Source organism: Bacillus subtilis subsp. subtilis str. 168 (genome assembly GCF_000009045.1).
GTDB lineage: Bacteria > Bacillota > Bacilli > Bacillales > Bacillaceae > Bacillus > Bacillus subtilis.
This window is the reverse complement of the sequence record NC_000964.3, coordinates 3,591,808-3,609,296: the sequence shown is the minus strand read 5'-3', so window position 1 is coordinate 3,609,296 and position 17,489 is coordinate 3,591,808. Positions and strand designations below refer to the sequence as shown.

The following is a 17,489-nucleotide window of genomic DNA, read 5'->3' as shown; positions in this document are numbered from 1 at the left end:
AAACAAAAAAGGCAAGATATTGTCATCTAACCTTTAGCTTTGTTTCAGTTATAATGAATGATATGTTTTCCGCAATTACAAAGTCTTCTTATACAGCTGCTTACTTACACTCATTAAATCTTGAACAATATGTGTGTTGCTGCTGTCGAGCAGCACTTTTATATATTGGATATCGTGAGAGATCGGGAAGGGTCCGTGAATCTGCTCAAGCTCGGTGATCATTTCACGATTCATTCTTTTTTGTTCCTGAATCAGCTTTAACACTGATTCTTGTGTTACTGTATAGTCACTGGGATCTTTCTCCATTGCTTGTCCAGCCTCCTTGGTTGCCGTAAGCTTTTTACATATTGTAATCGGTATAGCCGGAAGATTCTACTTCTAAAACTTTTTAAAATCCAATTTCCGTAAATCGGAGCATGTCTAAAGAATGAATTTGAAACCTGAAGAGATTTTAAACGTATAAATAAGTAAAACGTCCCTGATCTTTTGTCATGGACAATTCACAATAGGAGTGTGGAATGAATTGAACCGTAATCAAGCTATTATTGCATCACTTTGTTATTTCAGTGTGTTCATTGCGCCAATCATTGTGCCGATTGTCGCATATTTTGTTGTAAATGAGAAAGAAACAAAACGCCATGCGATACGCTCTCTTATTTCTCACATTGTTCCGTTTGTCGGCTGGCTGTTCCTTTTTATTGCTTTACTTGGCGGAGCCGTTGCGATTGATGGAGACAGCTTGCTTCCTGTATTTGTAATCATCGGGGGAGCGGTTATTTATTTCTTAGTTGTCATTGGCATTATCATTTGGAATGTGATTCAGGGCATTAAGGTCCTGCGTGCAGCATAAGTAGACAATGGGGAGGAGATCGTAATGAAGCAAGAAAAGGAACGAATCCTTAAGCTTGTTGAGGAAGGAAAGCTTACAGCACAAGAAGCTTTGACACTGATTGAAAAGCTTGACAGCGACTACAAGGAAAAAGAAGAGAAAATCACAGCGCTCTCAGTTCACGTTCATGACGAGGAAGAGCCATTTACAACGGCAAAAAAAGAAAGCGGCAAACCGTCTTTAGGAGCCAAGCTGTTTGACTGGATTGATTCTGCTGTGAAAAAGGTCAAGGAAGTTGACCTTGATTTAAACTTTGGCCATGCGTATGATGTTCAGCACATTTTTCAATTTAAAGATACTGACTTTTCCAGTGTTGAGCTGCAAATTGCCAATGGCAGCGTAAATATCGTCCCTTGGGAAGATGACGATATCAGAGCGGAATGCCAGGCGAAGGTATATCGCGCTGACAGCCAGGATGCGGCGAGACACGCATTTCTTCAGCATATTGAATGTGAAATCAAAGGTAATAAGTTTTTTATCCGTACTGAGAAAAAGACGATGAAAACGAATGTCACTTTGTATATTCCTCAGAAGGAGTATGATAAGATTCGGGTGAAGCTGTTTAACGGTCCAGTCAGAGGGGAACATTTACATGTAAAAGAGTTCTCAGCGAAAACGACAAACGGCGTGCTGTCGTTCTCGTATTTAACAGCCGAAAAAGCCATAGCTGAAACGGCCAACGGGCAAATTAAGCTCGCAAGCCACAGCTGCGGTACGATAGAAGCGGAAACCATTAACGGATTGATCGATCTCCGAGGGAAAAGCGAATCCATTGACGTTCAAAGCTTTAACGGAAATATTGCGATTAACGTAACAGAATCAGACTGCCGCTCCATTTATGCAAAAACAACGACTGGAAATGTAGAGCTTGCAATTCCGGACGATCTCGCAGTGAAGGCAGAGCTGAAAAGCAATCTTGGTACGCTGTCCCATGAATTAATGGATGTAGAGATGCTGAAGGAAAAAAATGATACGATTCAAAAAGAAATGATGTTCACTTCAAATCAGGCACATGATCAAAACATCACCGTCTTCTCAGAATCACTAACAGGCGCCATCAAACTAAAGTACTCACAGAGGTGATCGAATGAATAAGCTTTATCGCTCAGAAAAAAATAAGAAAATCGCCGGTGTTATCGGAGGTCTCGCGGAATATTTCAATTGGGACGCATCACTCCTCAGAGTCATAACTGTCATCTTAGCCATTATGACAAGTGTCTTGCCGGTTTTGCTCATTTATATCATTTGGATTTTTATCGTCCCGTCAGAAAGGGATATGAAATGACATGGTAAAATGGGCAGTCAGCATTTTAGTCAATGCATTGTTATTAATCGTCATTGATGGATATATTGACTCCATCCATATCAGCAGCATTGGGGCAGCGATTATCGCCAGCCTCATTTTATCGATCTTAAACGTGCTGATTAAACCGCTTTTAATTATATTTACACTGCCGGTCACCATGGTGACGCTTGGACTCTTCTTGTTTGTGATTAACGCCATCACGCTTATGATGACCGCGTCCATTATGGGTGACAGCTTTCAAATCGACGGCTTCGGCACAGCGATATGGGCATCCGTTATCCTGTCGGTCTTCCATTTGCTGATTCAAAAAGGCATTTTAGAGCCGCTTAGAAAAAAATAAAAAAAGCTGCCCGCAAAGGCAGCTTTTTTACATGTGGTGCTTTTTTTGTTTCGTGCGCTTCTGCGGCGAAAACATTGGCGGAAGAAGGCAAAAGCTCAATGCGGCAAATCCAAGGCCTAGGAGGCTAAAGGACATGGCAGACGGCATCATTGTGAGCAAGTAGGCAGATACCATCGGACCTGCTGCCATGCCTGTATATCGGATAAAGTTAAACATTCCGATTGCACTCCCTCTGTTGTGCTCAAATTCATTAGTAATCATTGTAGAGTACAAGGGAGGAATAACCCCCATCGAGATGCCAAACAGTGCCAGCGTCAGAGCCATGAGAACGAGAGAAACGGAATGTGTAACAGCAAATAAAATGATGCTGCAGGCGGCAATCACATTGCTTCCGATAAACAAGGTGTGCAGCCCGATTTTTGCCTGTATTCTTTTAAACAGAAACGTACCTGCAATCGTGCTCAGCGCCAGCGGCAAATATAACAGTCCTGCTATACCCACATCTATATGGTAATGCTCTGTCAGCAATATTGGGAGGTAGACAATTACTGCAAAATAAATGAAAAAGAGAACAAAACTTAAAGTCAAAATGACGTTCCCTGTTCGATTTGTAAATATTGATTTATAATGAGCGAACACATTGCCTTTGGCTTGCTGCATAGATTCAGTTGGAGAATCTTTAGGAAAGGTGATGCTGTTTGTCACCAGCAAAACGATAGAGATGGCCGCAAGTATCCAAAAAATCCCTTCGTATCCGGCTGCTCCGCCTATGAATCCTCCTAGAACTGGAGCAATAGCCGGTGCGACAGACAGGAGCATTTGATACGTTCCCATTGCACTCCCGCGTTCATTTCCTGTAAACAGCTGTCCGATCGTTGTGGCAGCAATAAGAGGCAGTGCTGCGGAACCGGCTGCCTGTATCATTCTGAATATCAGAAACAAGGTAAAGTCAGTAGTCACCGCACAGCCGATGCTGGCTGCTGCCGTTGCCAGAATACCGGTAATCAAGACGATCCGAGCGCCTTTAAAATCAATGATCGCTCCTAATATAATTTGCATTATTGCTGTCACAATCATAAAAACTGAGACTGACAGGTTCACCATAGCTGTGGAAACATGGAATGATTCTTTAATGATCGGAAGAATAGGTGAATAAATGTTCTGGCTTAAAGATGCAAAAAATGCACTGAAGCAAACAGTGTATAAGATCAATACTGCCTTTGATTTTGTATGAGCCAAAGTGTACACCGCCTTTTTGTTTACTTTACAGGTTTGTCTGGAGTCCCATCGGTTTGTTCTGCTTCAAGTGTTGACGTCAACTGCTCTAGAAACTTCAATACAGCCTTTTGTTCTTCTTGTGAAAATGAATCGAGGAATTGGTAAAAAGCCAGCTCCTTTTTTTTATGCAGTTTCTCATGTAAGTCGAAAATCCGTCTGCCTTTACGGGTTAATTTAAAATAAACTTCTTTTTTGTTATCTGTCAGCTGATAGCTGTTAATGAATTCTTCCTTGATCAGTTTTGTGCTGATTTTCGTTACATTCGCTTTCGATAAGTTCATTTTTCTGGCAATTCCGGCATTATTAATGGGTTCATGCTGGCCGATGCAGTCAATGACGTGAATGCTTGTCATATTTTTGGGAATTTCAGCTACATCCTCTTCTGCGGCCTCCTTAAAAAATTGCTGAAGTGAAGTGTTCGCTTTTTGTTCATTAAGGTGCAGCAGTCTCACGTATATGTCGTATATCATCTGTTTTGTCAAATCAGACATAGGCTACCTTCTTTCTTAGGAATAATAGTTTACGATGAAACAATAAAACAAATCGTTTACTGGTGAACAATTTTATTTTATCTTTTCTTGTTTTCGTTGTCAATTGTTGGTGTTTAGACTATTTGTTGATATGTCATGCTGAATATGCGTGTAAAAAGTGTGTGGAAAATGTGATGTTTACATTTATTTTCAAATATTTGGGCACAGATCATATTGACGTTTGGAAGGAAAAGGGATAAAATGACTAATGTTTACTAGTAAACATTTATCATGATATGGGTATTGAAAATGATTATTAAAATCTTAAAAAACATTTGGAAACTTTAAGTGATGCCTGCCATTCGTCTTGTTCAGTTGTTCTAGCTATTCCATCTTGTATTTGAGGGTGATGACTTAAAGCGGGATAAGTTTTAGGGGTGAATGAGATGACCGGAATGGTAACGGAAAGAAGGTCTGTGCATTTTATTGCTGAGGCATTAACAGAAAACTGCAGAGAAATATTTGAACGGCGCAGGCATGTTTTGGTGGGGATCAGCCCATTTAACAGCAGGTTTTCAGAGGATTATATTTACAGATTAATTGGATGGGCGAAAGCTCAATTTAAAAGCGTTTCAGTTTTACTTGCAGGGCATGAGGCGGCTAATCTTCTAGAAGCGCTTGGAACTCCGAGAGGAAAGGCTGAACGAAAAGTAAGGAAAGAGGTATCACGAAACAGGAGATTTGCAGAAAGAGCCCTTGTGGCTCATGGCGGGGATCCGAAGGCGATTCATACATTTTCTGATTTTATAGATAACAAAGCCTACCAGCTGTTGAGACAAGAAGTTGAACATGCATTTTTTGAGCAGCCTCATTTTCGACATGCTTGTTTGGACATGTCTCGTGAAGCGATAATCGGGCGTGCGCGGGGCGTCAGTTTGATGATGGAAGAAGTCAGTGAGGATATGCTGAATTTGGCTGTGGAATATGTCATAGCTGAGCTGCCGTTTTTTATCGGAGCTCCGGATATTTTAGAGGTGGAAGAGACACTCCTTGCTTATCATCGTCCGTGGAAGCTGGGTGAGAAGATCAGTAACCATGAATTTTCTATTTGTATGCGGCCGAATCAAGGGTATCTCATTGTACAGGAAATGGCGCAGATGCTTTCTGAGAAACGGATCACATCTGAAGGATGATAGGGGGAGTAAAACATGAGCCAATCGATTAAATTGTTTAGTGTGCTTTCTGATCAATTTCAAAACAATCCATATGCTTATTTTTCACAACTGCGGGAGGAAGATCCGGTTCATTATGAAGAGTCGATAGACAGTTATTTTATCAGCCGCTATCATGATGTCCGCTATATCCTTCAGCATCCGGATATCTTCACGACGAAATCACTTGTTGAGCGTGCCGAACCAGTCATGCGAGGCCCTGTGCTGGCCCAAATGCATGGAAAAGAACACTCTGCCAAAAGAAGAATTGTAGTGAGAAGCTTTATCGGTGACGCACTGGATCATCTGTCTCCATTGATTAAACAAAATGCAGAAAACTTGTTAGCGCCTTATCTTGAAAGAGGGAAAAGTGATCTCGTCAATGATTTTGGAAAGACGTTTGCGGTGTGCGTCACGATGGACATGCTCGGGCTGGATAAAAGAGACCATGAAAAAATCTCTGAGTGGCACAGCGGAGTTGCCGATTTTATCACGAGTATCTCTCAATCTCCTGAAGCGCGGGCACATTCGTTATGGTGCAGCGAACAGCTTTCCCAATACTTGATGCCGGTCATTAAAGAACGTCGCGTCAATCCGGGATCAGATTTAATTTCGATCCTATGTACTTCTGAATATGAAGGCATGGCGCTGTCGGACAAGGATATACTCGCACTGATTCTTAATGTGCTGTTAGCCGCAACGGAACCGGCTGATAAGACGCTGGCACTGATGATCTACCATTTGCTCAACAATCCTGAGCAGATGAATGATGTTTTGGCTGACCGTTCGTTAGTTCCGAGAGCCATTGCGGAGACATTGCGTTATAAACCGCCGGTTCAGCTGATTCCGCGGCAGCTGTCCCAAGATACAGTGGTCGGCGGTATGGAAATCAAAAAAGATACGATTGTTTTTTGTATGATCGGTGCGGCTAACCGGGACCCTGAAGCATTTGAACAGCCTGACGTGTTTAATATTCATCGGGAAGATCTTGGTATCAAGAGCGCTTTTAGCGGCGCCGCCCGGCATCTCGCTTTCGGATCCGGCATTCATAACTGTGTAGGAGCAGCTTTTGCCAAAAACGAAATCGAAATTGTAGCTAATATTGTGCTGGATAAGATGCGGAATATCAGATTAGAGGAAGATTTTTGTTATGCTGAGTCCGGTCTGTATACACGCGGACCTGTTTCACTTCTCGTTGCGTTTGACGGGGCATAATAGAATTCCAAAGGTCTCTCCCATGCGGGTGAGACTCTTTTTACATATATTTGATCCACAAGTTGAAAAACGCAGTCACTGTTTTTAAATCATCAATTGAAAATTCATTGAAAAGCTGTTTATATTGCTCCTTTGCTTTCTCATGAAGCTGTTCATGTAATGCCGCCAATTTTCTGCCGCTATCAGTTAGCGTATAAAAAATTTCTTTTTTGTTGCCAGGCTTTTTTGTCACTGTAATGATATTGTGTTTCAACAAAGCATGAACCGCTTTTGAAACAGCGGCTTTTGAGATGTGTAAACGGGATGCTAAGAAGCTGTTGTTCACATTTTGGCTGGTATGTATGCAGGAAACAATGTGAAGCTGGGTCAAAGTCCAGTCTTTTTTGAGGTGATCGTGATGTTGTGAGGATATGCCAATGGATGGTATCTGCACCTTTTGCCAGACGCGTTTATCCCTTTTTAATGCGAATTGTTGTATAGCTTGAAATAATTCATCATGAATGCTGTTGTCCATCAATTTGCCTCTCTGATTTAATTGTTAACTGGTTAACTATCCTTAGTTTACTGGGTAATAGTGGAATTTTCAAGAGACAGACGTTTTTTTGTTCTTTATGCACAAAAATGAACTCATAAGCTTCCCTGTTCAGACGCAAAATACATGAAAAGGGAGGTGCTTTGATGAGGAAATACACGGTTATTGCTTCTATATTACTGTCTTTTCTTTCCGTTTTGTCTGGCGGCCATCATGAATCGAAAGCTTTTCCTGTTGTACAGCAGGAACTATTTCAAACGCCTCATTACATACCCTTGCTTGAAAATCCTCCTCAAATTGATGTGAAAGCTGAAATGAGAAGCAATCTAATGATTGAGGCTCAAGTTCGCGATAATTCGTATCAAGCATTTTCCGCCTTTCTTTTTTATAAACAAAGTAATGAGCTGGGCTACAAAATGGTGCCGATGGACCCGACCCCCGGAGCGGTCCGCAAGTTTTTGGCACAAATTCCGAAACGTTTGATTTGGAACAGCGAGCTTGAGTATTACATTGTGATGTCGAATGGGAAGCAGCGGGTTGAGTCGGAGACGAAGAAACTGAAGCTTGAAGGATACCAGGCTGACCTTGCCCATATTCCGGAGCTTCTGATCACAGAGCTGGCGGTTGATACGAAGAATATAGGACGCGCAGACGGTTATGAATTTATTGAGATTTTTAATACGACTGACAGAACGATTGATTTTAAAGACTACCATATCCGTTACCGCTACCCAAAAGAAGGGCCTGACTCCGATCTGATTTGGAGACCTGATGAAAGGATCTTGATACCATCCGGCGAAACGTTTGTCGTCTGGCTGAAGCCTGCCGGGCATCCAGAATTGACGTCAGCGGATTTCAATCGTTATTATCAGACACAACTAAAAGAAGGAAAAAATCTTGCGGTGATAGACGAGACAGAGGGTATGGCCAATACGAGGCCGCGGGCCGTTGTGATATCAACGAATACAGGAAAGGACATTTCGGTTGCGCATTATCGGAAACATGCGCTGCGCCGGCTGTCATCAGTGCTTTATAAGTATCCACTGAACGGAACAGCAGAACTTCTGAACATTTCAATCGGGGAAAAGAATCCGTCTCCCGGAACCGTATTACAGGCACAGGTGCCCGACCAGAAACGGAAAATCAAGCTCGATAAAGAAAAGCCGGTCATTGAGGATTTGACTGACCGCAAGCCTGTCCGCCCTGCTGAAAGCATTGAGCTGCGGGCTGACATACGGGACCGAAGCCTAGTGAAAACAGTGGCCTTTTACTACCGGACGGATGAGAACAAACCGTTTAAGCGAATTCTTGCTGAAAAAGACCGCAACGATAATCTCTTCCATTATATTGTGTATTCGCCTGAATTGATCGGGAAGGATCAGCTAGAGTATTATGTGGCGGCCGGGGACGGGATCAATGAAGCGAGAACGCCGGTCAAAATGATTGATATTAAACAAACAAGCAAGGCGCACGGTCTGCGGATGAATATTGAAAACAGAGACACGCTGTCGGGAACTCAATTTCTCAAAGCCACGACAGAAGGGCGAGCTGACAGCATTAAGCTATGGATTGACGGGAAAAAACAAGTGACAGAGCCCGCGATGGAAAAAGAAGTATATTTTGCATTCGATACGAGGAAAACGAACCTTTATTTTAAAAACGCGGTAACGATGGAAGGCAAAGTGCTGAAGGTGTTCGATGATACAACAAATAAATACCGCACCTATTCTGTTCCATTGCCAGAGACACTGCTTCGGAAAGGGAAGCAGCTGCAGCGTATTACGATACGTTCAGGTTCGAAGGTGTCTCCGTTTGATACGGCTGAAAACCGTGATGACTTCTTAGTCAAAAACGCCCGATTGGTGTTATCGGATGGAACGGTGATCAGAGATCAGAGGGTGTCTCCTGAGAAGGAACTCTTTATTGGCGATAATCAGCGCTCGAATAAAAGCTGGCAATTTCAGTTCAATCTGCCTGACGGACTATTTACATCACAGCTGCTGGAGTGGGATACATCAAAGCTTTCTGAAGGCGCTCACCATATTCAAGCAAGCGACGGGAAGGAAAATGTCAGCCTGGTTGTACGGGTAGATAATTCAGGACCTCACATTGAGCCGAATATCACCGAGGGGCAAACGTATAAAGGAAACCTTATCCTGCAGGCGGATATGTATGATAAATGGAGCAGAATTGAGGAAGCGGAGGCGTCGTTAGATGGAGAAAGCATTACACTCCCATATCATACGTCATCTTCTGACCTTTTGCCGGGAAAACATTCTCTAAAAGTGACAGCAACGGATCTCGCGGGCAATAAAACAGTGATTGAGAGGATATTTAAAACCGAACGAGAGCATCCGGACCAGCCGGAGGTTATAGACAGCGAAGCCGACACGCATAAGGCCAAGCTTTCTGTACGGGTGAAAGATCCGACGAATGATGCCATGGATGTTGGTTTTTATAGGGGATTTCAATATACAGCGCGCAATCATGTGAAAATATTTAAGCACGCGTCACTGACTGAACCGCCGAAAAGCTTTGTGCCGGAAAGGGAGACCCCATTTACGAATAAAGAATTGGAGCGGGTATCAGCTGCTGATGGAAAAACAGTATCGACAGAAAACAAAGAGCTTTTCCCTTATCATCGCTTTGAAGTGACGGTTGATCCATCAATTGATGAGAATGATCTGGCAGAATCAGTCTGGAAGGGCAGTTCTTTGCCGGGGAGAAAGGTGACGATGTATGCTTGGAATTATCGGACAAACGAATGGCAGCCTGTTGACAGCTTCGTCGCGAAGGATGACAAACCGTTTACGCTGAAAGCGTCTGTGATTGCCGCCGATTTTGTACGGGAGTCGAAAATGAATGTGATTGTACAGGATGAAATTCCTCCTGCGAAGGATATGTACACATTTGTCTGGATGTCTGATACACAGTATTACGCCGAAAGCTATCCGCATATTTTTGATAAACAGACCGAATGGATAAAAGATAATCAAAAGCAGCTCAATATCAAATATGTGTTCCACACGGGTGATATTGTAGATGATTCCGCCGATATCAGACAGTGGAAAAACGCTGATCGGTCAATGTCCGTTCTGGATAAGAGCGGAATTCCTTACGGCGTGCTGGCCGGCAATCACGATGTCGGACATAAGGACGGCTCCTACAGGGCGTTTGGCAAATATTTTGGCAGCGATCGTTTTGATAAAAAATTTCATTATGGCGGTTCCTATAAAAATAACCGCGGACATTATGACCTGATTTCTAGCAACGGCAATGATTATATCATGCTGTACATGGGATGGGGCATTACGGATGAAGACATCGCGTGGATGAATCAGGTGCTGAAGAAGCATCCTGACCGGATGGCCATTTTAGCTTTTCATGAGTATTTGCTGGTCAGCGGAAACAGAAGCCCAATCGGAGAGAAAATATTCAAAGAAATCGTAAAGCCGAACCCGAATGTCGTGATGGTGTTGAGCGGGCATTATCATAGTGCGATGAGAAAAACAGATGAGCTGGATGATGATGGTGATGGGAAACCGGATCGTCTTGTGCATCAAATGCTGGCCGATTATCAGGGCGGGCCAGAAGGCGGCCAAGGGTATTTGCGTTTGCTTCAATTTGACCAAGCCAATGACATGGTGCACGTATCGACGTACTCTCCGTATGTAAAGGATAAGAACTACTATGATACGGATACCTATGGCAACAAGGATGAATTTTCCCTTTCGCTTGATTTGAAGCCAAGAATCAAAAAGGTGGAAACCGATTATTTTGAATGTAACGTATATACCAATGAAGAGCTCGGAAAACGGGAGCAAGTGAAGAGCGGGGACACAGCTGAATTCCGCTGGGATCATCTTGAACCGCAGTCTGTTTATTATTGGTACATTATAGTGGAAGACAGTTTTAACGGCAAAACGAAATCACCGATCTGGAAGTTCAAGACGAAAAAAGAAACATATCGTCCGGCACCAGACCAGTTTGATTTTCGCCATGTCTCCAATCCTTAAAAAGGGTTGGAGGCTTTTTTTATGAAAGACGATCCATATAGTGGACAAATGTATAACGGTCGCCTCTGTATACGGATTTTGCATGCTCAAAAGCAGTTCCGTTCTGCAGATATGTTGTTCGTTTAATTAATAGGACAGGCGCTCCCTTTTGAATACCAAGAATATTCGCTTCTTCCGTGGTGGCAGCGCTTGGCTCAAGCTCCTGTTTTGCACGGGAAATCGGTATGCTGTTGTACCTTTCAATATGATCATAGATCGACGACTGAAAATGCGATTCGTTCAATTCACCCGCAAGCTCAAACGGAATATGTGAGGACTCAATCGCCATCGGAATATCATTTGCCAGCCGCACCCGAGTGATTTTATGGATAGAGGAGGGGTGCCCGCAGCCTAATATAGCCGCGAGCTCCTCAGTTGAATCAATAAGCTGATAATCAATGAGCCTGCTGCCCGGTGTCATCCCGCGGCTTTTCATATCCTCGGTAAAGCTTGTCAGCCCTTGAAGTGCTTGTTCCATTTTTGGCTTGCTGACAAAGGTGCCCCGCCCTTTCAGGCGATAGAGCAAGCCTTCATTAACTAAATTAGAAAGCGCCTGGCGAACTGTCATCCGGCTGATCCCGAATTGTTCGGCATATTCGCGCTCAGAAGGAAGAGGCATATCCGGCTGCAGCTCTCCGTTCTTAATTTGGGTTTTTAATTGCTCCATAATCTGATAGTAAATCGGAATAGGCGATTGTTTATTGATATTCATAAGTCAGCATGTTCCTTTCAAGGTCTTAATGACGCGGCTTCACGATCAATCAAAACCGTAACATCGGAATGCAGGTGCAAAGCAGATGCGGGAAAATCTTCGCTTATGTTTCCTTCTAACAGCTTACGAACAGCTTCCGCTTTGCTTTTTCCAGAAATAAGCAGCAGAATGCGCTTGCTTGAGAGTATCGTTTGAATTCCCATTGTCAGTGCTTTTTTCGGCACGCTGTCTATGGAGGGAAAATATCTGGCATTCGCTTGGCGGGTTTGCTCATTTAATGTCACAACATGAGTTCGCGACTTGAAAGACGTTCCCGGTTCGTTAAAGCCGATGTGTCCGTTTCGGCCGATGCCGAGAAGCTGAATGTCAGTGTCGCCGAGGGAATCGACTAGCTGTTCATACCGTCTGCATTCGGCCTCCAAATCGTCTGCATTTCCATTCGGAATAAAATGCCGGCTAGGCTTGCTGTCGATATGCTGAAAAAAACGGTCGTTCATATAGAAGTGATAGCTGTTCGGGTCATCGCTTGAAAGTCCGGCGTACTCATCCAAATTAACTGTAGTGATGTTTTGAAATGAGAGATTCTCAGTTTGGTGCAGGCGGATCAGCTGGCGATACGTGCCTTCCGGTGTGCCGCCCGTCGCTAAACCGAGAACAGCATCAGGTTTTTCTTTGATTGTATCTGCCGTTATTCTGGCTGCTATTTGGCTTAGCTCTTCATACGTTTGACATTCCATTACTTTCATATCTGGTCAGCCTCCTTGGATATAAATGCAATGTTTCCGCGGCAAATGGTGAGAATCACCTCGCAATCACTGCTGACAATCACCAAATCTGCATCTTTTCCCACAGTCACACTGCCTTTTCGGTCAAAGATGCCCAGCTGTTTGGCCGCGTTTTCAGAAGTTATATTAGCTATATCCGTCCAAGAGCAATTTGTAAACTCACGCATATGCCGTGCGCCTTCGTTCATTTTGAGGATCGAACCGGCAAGGGTTCCGTCTGAAAGAAGTGCTGTTCGTCCTCTTACCGTCACACTTTGGCCGCCGAACTCATATACGCCGTCTTTCAGTCCTTTTGCCCTCATGGAATCGGTAATTAAAATGAGCTTGCTGCTGCCTTTCGCCAAAAAAGCAAGCTTTGCAGCTAAAGGATGGGAGTGAATGCCATCGGCGATAAGCTCTGTCACAAACCCATCATGGGCCAGCGCCGTTCCGATCACTCCGGGCTCTCGGTGATGAAACGGGCTCATCGCGTTGTACAGATGAGTCATATGGCTCGCCCCTGCTTTTGCGGCATCCGACAGCAATGCGGAATCGGCATCCGTGTGCCCCATGGATGCGATAATCGATTCGTCTTTCAAATGGCGGATCAGTTCAAAATGCTGATCCTCCTCCGGCGCAAGTGTAACAATTTTGATCAGTCCGCCCGCCTCCTGCTGCCACTTTTTGAAAAGCTCAACATCCGAAGGCCTAATCCACTCCTTTGGCTGCGCTCCGGCTCTTTTAGGCGAAACAAAGGGGCCCTCTAAATGAATGCCGAGCAGTTCTGCACCTAATAAAGAGGACTCTTCAGCCGCTTTCCACTCTCTTGCGTTCACCAAAGCTTGAGAAATGTTCCCATGCTCTTGGGTAATCGTTGTGGCTAAAAAGCTCGTCGTGCCTTCTTCGGGCAGTCTTGACGACATGATGTCGAGCGTGGAAAAGCTAGCATCCATTGTATCTGCGCCATAGCCGCCGTGGATATGAATGTCAATCATGCCGGGAAGCAAAACGGAATCCGCAGGTGCTTGAATCTCTTTTGAATATGGCTCCTTGGGCCGTTCTGTTGAAACTGTGCTGATTTTTCCGTCATTGATTCCGACATAGCCGTTTTTGATTACTTCATTTTCTGTCACGATCGCAATGTCTTTGATAAGAAGACTCTCTGCCATAGATGATCCGCCTTTCTGGAATTTGAATACCTTTATTTTACTCTTTTTCAGACTAGTGATCTAGACCAGCTGAGGTGTTTTCCCCCCTTTTATAAAATCTGTTTTAGGTTCAAGCCCGAAAGTGATAAAATGAAAGTATTGTGAGCAAGCTCGGGGCAGCCCGGAACAGGAGGAACATATCGTGGCAAAGGTTCGCACAAAAGACGTAATGGAACAGTTCAATTTGGAATTAATCAGCGGAGAAGAAGGAATTAACCGCCCGATTACAATGAGTGACCTATCAAGACCAGGTATTGAAATTGCCGGATATTTTACATATTACCCGAGGGAGCGCGTGCAGCTTCTCGGAAAAACAGAGCTTTCTTTCTTTGAACAGCTTCCTGAAGAGGAGAAAAAGCAGCGAATGGATTCTCTGTGCACTGATGTAACACCAGCTATTATTCTTTCTAGAGATATGCCCATCCCGCAGGAGCTGATTGACGCCTCCGAGAAAAATGGGGTGCCTGTCCTCAGATCGCCGCTGAAAACGACAAGACTGTCAAGCCGTTTAACCAACTTCCTTGAGAGCAGGCTGGCGCCTACCACAGCAATTCATGGCGTTCTTGTCGATATATATGGTGTCGGCGTGCTGATCACAGGAAAAAGCGGCGTCGGAAAAAGCGAAACAGCGCTAGAGCTTGTGAAAAGAGGGCATCGCCTTGTTGCCGATGATTGCGTTGAAATACGGCAGGAGGATCAGGATACTCTTGTGGGAAACGCTCCGGAATTAATTGAGCACCTTCTTGAGATCAGGGGCCTTGGCATTATCAATGTGATGACGCTATTTGGCGCTGGCGCGGTCAGAAGCAATAAACGAATCACGATTGTCATGAATCTTGAACTCTGGGAGCAGGGCAAGCAATACGACCGGCTCGGACTTGAGGAAGAGACCATGAAAATCATTGATACAGAAATTACAAAACTGACGATTCCCGTCCGCCCAGGCCGAAATCTTGCAGTCATCATCGAAGTGGCAGCAATGAACTTCAGATTGAAGCGGATGGGGCTGAATGCCGCTGAACAATTTACCAACAAGCTGGCGGACGTCATTGAAGACGGTGAACAAGAAGAATAGGAGTTGGCGTTAAATGAATGAAGCGATAGAACCACTCAATCCGATAGCATTTCAGCTGGGGCCGTTAGCCGTCCACTGGTACGGAATCATTATCGGTCTCGGCGCTTTGCTCGGGCTGTGGATAGCGATGAGGGAAAGTGAAAAACGGGGGCTGCAGAAAGATACGTTTATTGATCTTGTCCTGTTTGCCATTCCAATTGCGATTATTTGCGCACGAATTTATTATGTTGCCTTTGAATGGGACTATTATGCGGCACATCCGGGAGAAATCATTAAGATTTGGAAGGGCGGCATTGCCATTCATGGCGGATTAATCGGCGCCATTTTAACGGGTTATGTGTTTTCGAGAGTGAAAAACCTTTCGTTCTGGAAGCTTGCGGATATTGCCGCGCCCAGCATTTTGCTCGGCCAGGCGATCGGCCGCTGGGGGAACTTCATGAATCAGGAAGCGCACGGCGAGGCTGTCAGCAGAGCCTTTTTAGAAAACCTGCACCTGCCTGAATTTATCATCAATCAAATGTATATCAATGGGCAATATTATCATCCTACTTTTTTATATGAATCACTATGGAGCTTTGTCGGCGTCATTGTTTTACTGCTGCTGCGCAGAGCGAATTTGCGTAGAGGCGAGATGTTCTTGATCTATATCATTTGGTATTCAATCGGAAGATACTTTATTGAAGGAATGCGGACTGACAGCTTAATGCTGACTGATTCACTTCGCATCGCTCAGGTGATTTCAATCGTATTGATTGTTTTGGCTGTGGCAGCCATCATCTTCAGACGCGTCAAGGGATACTCGAAGGAGCGGTACGCGGAGTAGACGTCAACAAAGGGGGATGAGGGATGAAGAAGATCTTTCTGGCCGGTCTTGCAGCAGGTTTTCAAACAACATGGACGCTGGGTAAAGTGATTTTCCCGGTAACGCTATTGGTCACTTTGCTCCAGCATACCCCTGTCATGGATTGGCTTGTACGGCTGATCACACCGGTAATGGGTCTCTTCGGGCTTTCTGGTGAAGCGGCCATTCCGCTTGTACTGGGAAATATGCTGAATCTGTATGCGGGAATTGCCGGGATTTTAACATTGGATTTATCTGTGAAAGAAGTCTTTATTTTAGCTGTTATGCTTTCTTTCTGTCATAACTTGATTATCGAATCGACAGTTGCCGCAAAGGTTGGTATCAGAATTGGCGTCATATTGGCCGTGCGCATCGGTTTGGCCGCTGTGTCAGCCATCGTCATCAACCTCATTTGGCATGGCGGAAAGGAAACGGCGCAGTACGGTTTTATCGCTGCGAAGAGCGCGGCGCCAGACAGCTGGCTAGGAATGTTGGCAGAAGCATTAACGAAAGCCGGACTTGGTGTTTTGCAGCTGGCGGCAATAGTGATCCCGCTGATGATTATCATCCAGTTTTTAAGAGATTTAGGCTGGCTTTATCGGTTTTCCAGGTGGCTGTCGCCGTTTACGCAGCTGCTTGGCATGAATAAAAATACGTCTATGACGATGGTGACGGGACTGACGATTGGTCTGGCCTACGGAGCGGGTGTCATGATCAAAGCTGTCGAGGATGACGGCGTGAGCAAGCGGGACATGACATTGGCATTTATATTTCTCGTTGCCTGCCACGCGGTCGTGGAAGATACACTTGTCTTTATTCCGCTTGGCATACCGGTCTGGCCGCTTCTTTTGATTCGTGTCACCACAGCAGTTCTGCTGACAATGGCTATTGCGCACACGTGGAAAAAATGGAAACCCTCAGCGGTTGGAAAGGAAGCAATATGAGTGACAAACAAGTAACGACGATTCTGTTTGATTTAGACGGAACGCTTATTAATACGAATGAATTAATTATCGCGTCCTTTTTGCATACACTGGAGCATTATTATCCGAGCAAGTATAAACGAGAAGATGTCCTTGCATTTATCGGGCCGTCTCTTTTTGATACGTTCTCTTCGATGGACCCTGATAAATGCGAGGATATGATCGCTATGTACAGAGCGTACAATCATGACATGCATGATTCACTCGTCACTGAATATGAAACGGTATATGAGACCCTGGATGCATTAAAAAAAGCCGGCTTTACATTAGGAATTGTGACAACAAAATTAAGAGATACTGTCAATATGGGCCTCAAGCTCACGGGAATCGGCGAATTCTTTGAAACAGTTGTCACCCTTGATGATGTGACGAATGCAAAGCCTGATCCCGAGCCTGTGCTGTTAGCGCTGAAACAGCTAGGAAGCGAGCCGGCGGAAGCCATTATGGTCGGTGATAATTACCATGATGTGCTGGCAGGGAAAAACGCCGGTACAAAAACGGCAGGAGTCGCATGGACGATTAAAGGGCCGGAAATGCTGGCGAAGCATGAGCCGGATTTTATGCTTGAGAAAATGAGTGATCTATTACAAATCGTTGGAGTGAAGTAATC

Annotated in this window: 18 protein-coding genes; 11 read left to right on the top strand and 7 right to left on the bottom strand. The window is 44.5% G+C overall.

Annotation, left to right across the window (positions count from 1 at the left end):
* Nucleotides 1-75: 75 nt before the first annotated feature.
* Entirely contained in the window at nucleotides 76-306 is a 231-nt protein-coding gene (gene yvkN / locus BSU_35140) for a hypothetical protein (RefSeq protein NP_391394.1), read from the bottom strand.
* Between the two features lie 217 nt (nucleotides 307-523).
* Between yvkN and yvlA the strand changes: the two genes are divergently transcribed.
* From yvlA to yvlD, 4 genes are read left to right on the top strand one after another with little or no spacing between them, the layout of a single operon-like run.
* Complete coding sequence (gene yvlA / locus BSU_35130) at nucleotides 524-850, top strand: hypothetical protein (protein NP_391393.1); 327 nt, start codon at nucleotides 524-526, stop codon at nucleotides 848-850.
* A gap of 24 nt (nucleotides 851-874) precedes the next feature.
* Nucleotides 875-1,972 carry a conserved protein of unknown function, stress-related gene (gene yvlB, locus BSU_35120; RefSeq protein NP_391392.1) on the top strand — a complete coding sequence of 366 codons (1,098 nt, stop codon included), beginning with the start codon at nucleotides 875-877 and terminating at the stop codon, nucleotides 1,970-1,972.
* 4 nt (nucleotides 1,973-1,976) lie between these two features.
* On the top strand, nucleotides 1,977-2,174 hold the full coding sequence (gene yvlC, locus BSU_35110) for a membrane associated phage-like stress regulator, nisin resistance (RefSeq protein ID NP_391391.1): 198 nt from the start codon (nucleotides 1,977-1,979) through the stop codon (nucleotides 2,172-2,174).
* 1 nt (nucleotide 2,175) lies between these two features.
* Nucleotides 2,176-2,535, top strand: a complete 360-nt coding sequence (gene yvlD / locus BSU_35100) for a putative integral phage holin-like membrane protein (RefSeq protein NP_391390.1) — start codon at nucleotides 2,176-2,178, stop codon at nucleotides 2,533-2,535.
* A gap of 27 nt (nucleotides 2,536-2,562) precedes the next feature.
* Here yvlD and pchE read toward each other — a convergent pair whose 3' ends face one another.
* Both pchE and pchR read right to left on the bottom strand, forming a co-directional pair.
* On the bottom strand, nucleotides 2,563-3,774 hold the full coding sequence (pchE, locus tag BSU_35090) for a pulcherriminic acid efflux transporter (RefSeq protein NP_391389.1): 1,212 nt from the start codon (nucleotides 3,772-3,774) through the stop codon (nucleotides 2,563-2,565).
* 20 nt (nucleotides 3,775-3,794) lie between these two features.
* Nucleotides 3,795-4,304 carry a transcriptional regulator for pulcherriminic acid synthesis gene (gene pchR, locus BSU_35080; protein NP_391388.1) on the bottom strand — a complete coding sequence of 170 codons (510 nt, stop codon included), beginning with the start codon at nucleotides 4,302-4,304 and terminating at the stop codon, nucleotides 3,795-3,797.
* Nucleotides 4,305-4,729: 425 nt separating this feature from the next.
* On the opposite strand from pchR, the gene pchC reads away from it, so the two are divergent.
* Entirely contained in the window at nucleotides 4,730-5,476 is a 747-nt protein-coding gene (pchC, locus tag BSU_35070; protein NP_391387.1) for a cyclodipeptide synthase (tRNA-dependent), pulcherimminic acid precursor, read from the top strand.
* 15 nt (nucleotides 5,477-5,491) lie between these two features.
* On the top strand, nucleotides 5,492-6,709 hold the full coding sequence (gene cypX, locus BSU_35060) for a cyclo-L-leucyl-L-leucyl dipeptide oxidase, pulcheriminic synthase (RefSeq protein ID NP_391386.1): 1,218 nt from the start codon (nucleotides 5,492-5,494) through the stop codon (nucleotides 6,707-6,709).
* Nucleotides 6,710-6,749: 40 nt separating this feature from the next.
* On the opposite strand, the gene yvnA is transcribed toward cypX, so the two are convergent.
* The gene (gene yvnA, locus BSU_35050) at nucleotides 6,750-7,223 is read right to left on the bottom strand and encodes a putative transcriptional regulator (RefSeq protein ID NP_391385.1); all 474 of its coding nucleotides are present in this window, start codon (nucleotides 7,221-7,223) and stop codon (nucleotides 6,750-6,752) included.
* Nucleotides 7,224-7,387: 164 nt separating this feature from the next.
* Between yvnA and yvnB the strand changes: the two genes are divergently transcribed.
* Nucleotides 7,388-11,257 (top strand): putative exported hydrolase, encoded by a 3,870-nt coding sequence (gene yvnB / locus BSU_35040; protein NP_391384.1) that lies wholly within the window; start codon nucleotides 7,388-7,390, stop codon nucleotides 11,255-11,257.
* Nucleotides 11,258-11,276: 19 nt separating this feature from the next.
* On the opposite strand, the gene nagR is transcribed toward yvnB, so the two are convergent.
* From nagR to nagA, 3 genes are read right to left on the bottom strand one after another with little or no spacing between them, the layout of a single operon-like run.
* Nucleotides 11,277-12,008 carry a transcriptional regulator (GntR family) gene (nagR, locus tag BSU_35030; protein ID NP_391383.1) on the bottom strand — a complete coding sequence of 244 codons (732 nt, stop codon included), beginning with the start codon at nucleotides 12,006-12,008 and terminating at the stop codon, nucleotides 11,277-11,279.
* A gap of 17 nt (nucleotides 12,009-12,025) precedes the next feature.
* Nucleotides 12,026-12,754: a glucosamine-6-phosphate isomerase gene (gene nagBA, locus BSU_35020; RefSeq protein NP_391382.1), complete on the bottom strand. Its 729-nt coding sequence runs from the start codon at nucleotides 12,752-12,754 to the stop codon at nucleotides 12,026-12,028.
* On the bottom strand, nucleotides 12,751-13,941 hold the full coding sequence (nagA, locus tag BSU_35010; protein ID NP_391381.1) for an N-acetylglucosamine-6-phosphate deacetylase: 1,191 nt from the start codon (nucleotides 13,939-13,941) through the stop codon (nucleotides 12,751-12,753). The genes nagBA and nagA overlap by 4 nt, the downstream gene beginning before the upstream one ends.
* A gap of 181 nt (nucleotides 13,942-14,122) precedes the next feature.
* Between nagA and hprK the strand changes: the two genes are divergently transcribed.
* The 4 genes from hprK to ppaX are packed head-to-tail and all read left to right on the top strand — an operon-like array spanning nucleotide 14,123 to nucleotide 17,487.
* Complete coding sequence (gene hprK / locus BSU_35000; protein NP_391380.1) at nucleotides 14,123-15,055, top strand: serine/threonine protein kinase/phosphorylase (pyrophosphate-producing); 933 nt, start codon at nucleotides 14,123-14,125, stop codon at nucleotides 15,053-15,055.
* Nucleotides 15,056-15,068: 13 nt separating this feature from the next.
* Nucleotides 15,069-15,878, top strand: a complete 810-nt coding sequence (lgt, locus tag BSU_34990; protein ID NP_391379.1) for a prelipoprotein diacylglycerol transferase — start codon at nucleotides 15,069-15,071, stop codon at nucleotides 15,876-15,878.
* A 23-nt stretch (nucleotides 15,879-15,901) separates the two neighbouring features.
* Nucleotides 15,902-16,840, top strand: coding sequence for a putative integral inner membrane protein with nucleotide binding domain (yvoD, locus tag BSU_34980; RefSeq protein NP_391378.1), 939 nt, complete (start codon nucleotides 15,902-15,904; stop codon nucleotides 16,838-16,840).
* Nucleotides 16,837-17,487 carry an Hpr-associated pyrophosphatase gene (ppaX, locus tag BSU_34970; RefSeq protein ID NP_391377.1) on the top strand — a complete coding sequence of 217 codons (651 nt, stop codon included), beginning with the start codon at nucleotides 16,837-16,839 and terminating at the stop codon, nucleotides 17,485-17,487. The genes yvoD and ppaX overlap by 4 nt, the downstream gene beginning before the upstream one ends.
* Nucleotides 17,488-17,489 lie beyond the last annotated feature (2 nt).

What these genes read in the sequence shown, in the direction of transcription:
- yvkN (NP_391394.1), bottom strand. Translation starts at nt 306, where the DNA reads ATGGAGAAAGATCCCAGTGACTATACAGTAACACAAGAATCAGTGTTA.
- yvlB (NP_391392.1), top strand. Translation starts at nt 875, where the DNA reads ATGAAGCAAGAAAAGGAACGAATCCTTAAGCTTGTTGAGGAAGGAAAG.
- yvlC (NP_391391.1), top strand. Translation starts at nt 1,977, where the DNA reads ATGAATAAGCTTTATCGCTCAGAAAAAAATAAGAAAATCGCCGGTGTT.
- yvlD (NP_391390.1), top strand. Translation starts at nt 2,176, where the DNA reads ATGGTAAAATGGGCAGTCAGCATTTTAGTCAATGCATTGTTATTAATC.
- pchR (NP_391388.1), bottom strand. Translation starts at nt 4,304, where the DNA reads ATGTCTGATTTGACAAAACAGATGATATACGACATATACGTGAGACTG.
- pchC (NP_391387.1), top strand. Translation starts at nt 4,730, where the DNA reads ATGACCGGAATGGTAACGGAAAGAAGGTCTGTGCATTTTATTGCTGAG.
- cypX (NP_391386.1), top strand. Translation starts at nt 5,492, where the DNA reads ATGAGCCAATCGATTAAATTGTTTAGTGTGCTTTCTGATCAATTTCAA.
- yvnA (NP_391385.1), bottom strand. Translation starts at nt 7,223, where the DNA reads ATGGACAACAGCATTCATGATGAATTATTTCAAGCTATACAACAATTC.
- yvnB (NP_391384.1), top strand. Translation starts at nt 7,388, where the DNA reads ATGAGGAAATACACGGTTATTGCTTCTATATTACTGTCTTTTCTTTCC.
- nagR (NP_391383.1), bottom strand. Translation starts at nt 12,008, where the DNA reads ATGAATATCAATAAACAATCGCCTATTCCGATTTACTATCAGATTATG.
- nagBA (NP_391382.1), bottom strand. Translation starts at nt 12,754, where the DNA reads ATGAAAGTAATGGAATGTCAAACGTATGAAGAGCTAAGCCAAATAGCA.
- nagA (NP_391381.1), bottom strand. Translation starts at nt 13,941, where the DNA reads ATGGCAGAGAGTCTTCTTATCAAAGACATTGCGATCGTGACAGAAAAT.
- lgt (NP_391379.1), top strand. Translation starts at nt 15,069, where the DNA reads ATGAATGAAGCGATAGAACCACTCAATCCGATAGCATTTCAGCTGGGG.
- yvoD (NP_391378.1), top strand. Translation starts at nt 15,902, where the DNA reads ATGAAGAAGATCTTTCTGGCCGGTCTTGCAGCAGGTTTTCAAACAACA.
- ppaX (NP_391377.1), top strand. Translation starts at nt 16,837, where the DNA reads ATGAGTGACAAACAAGTAACGACGATTCTGTTTGATTTAGACGGAACG.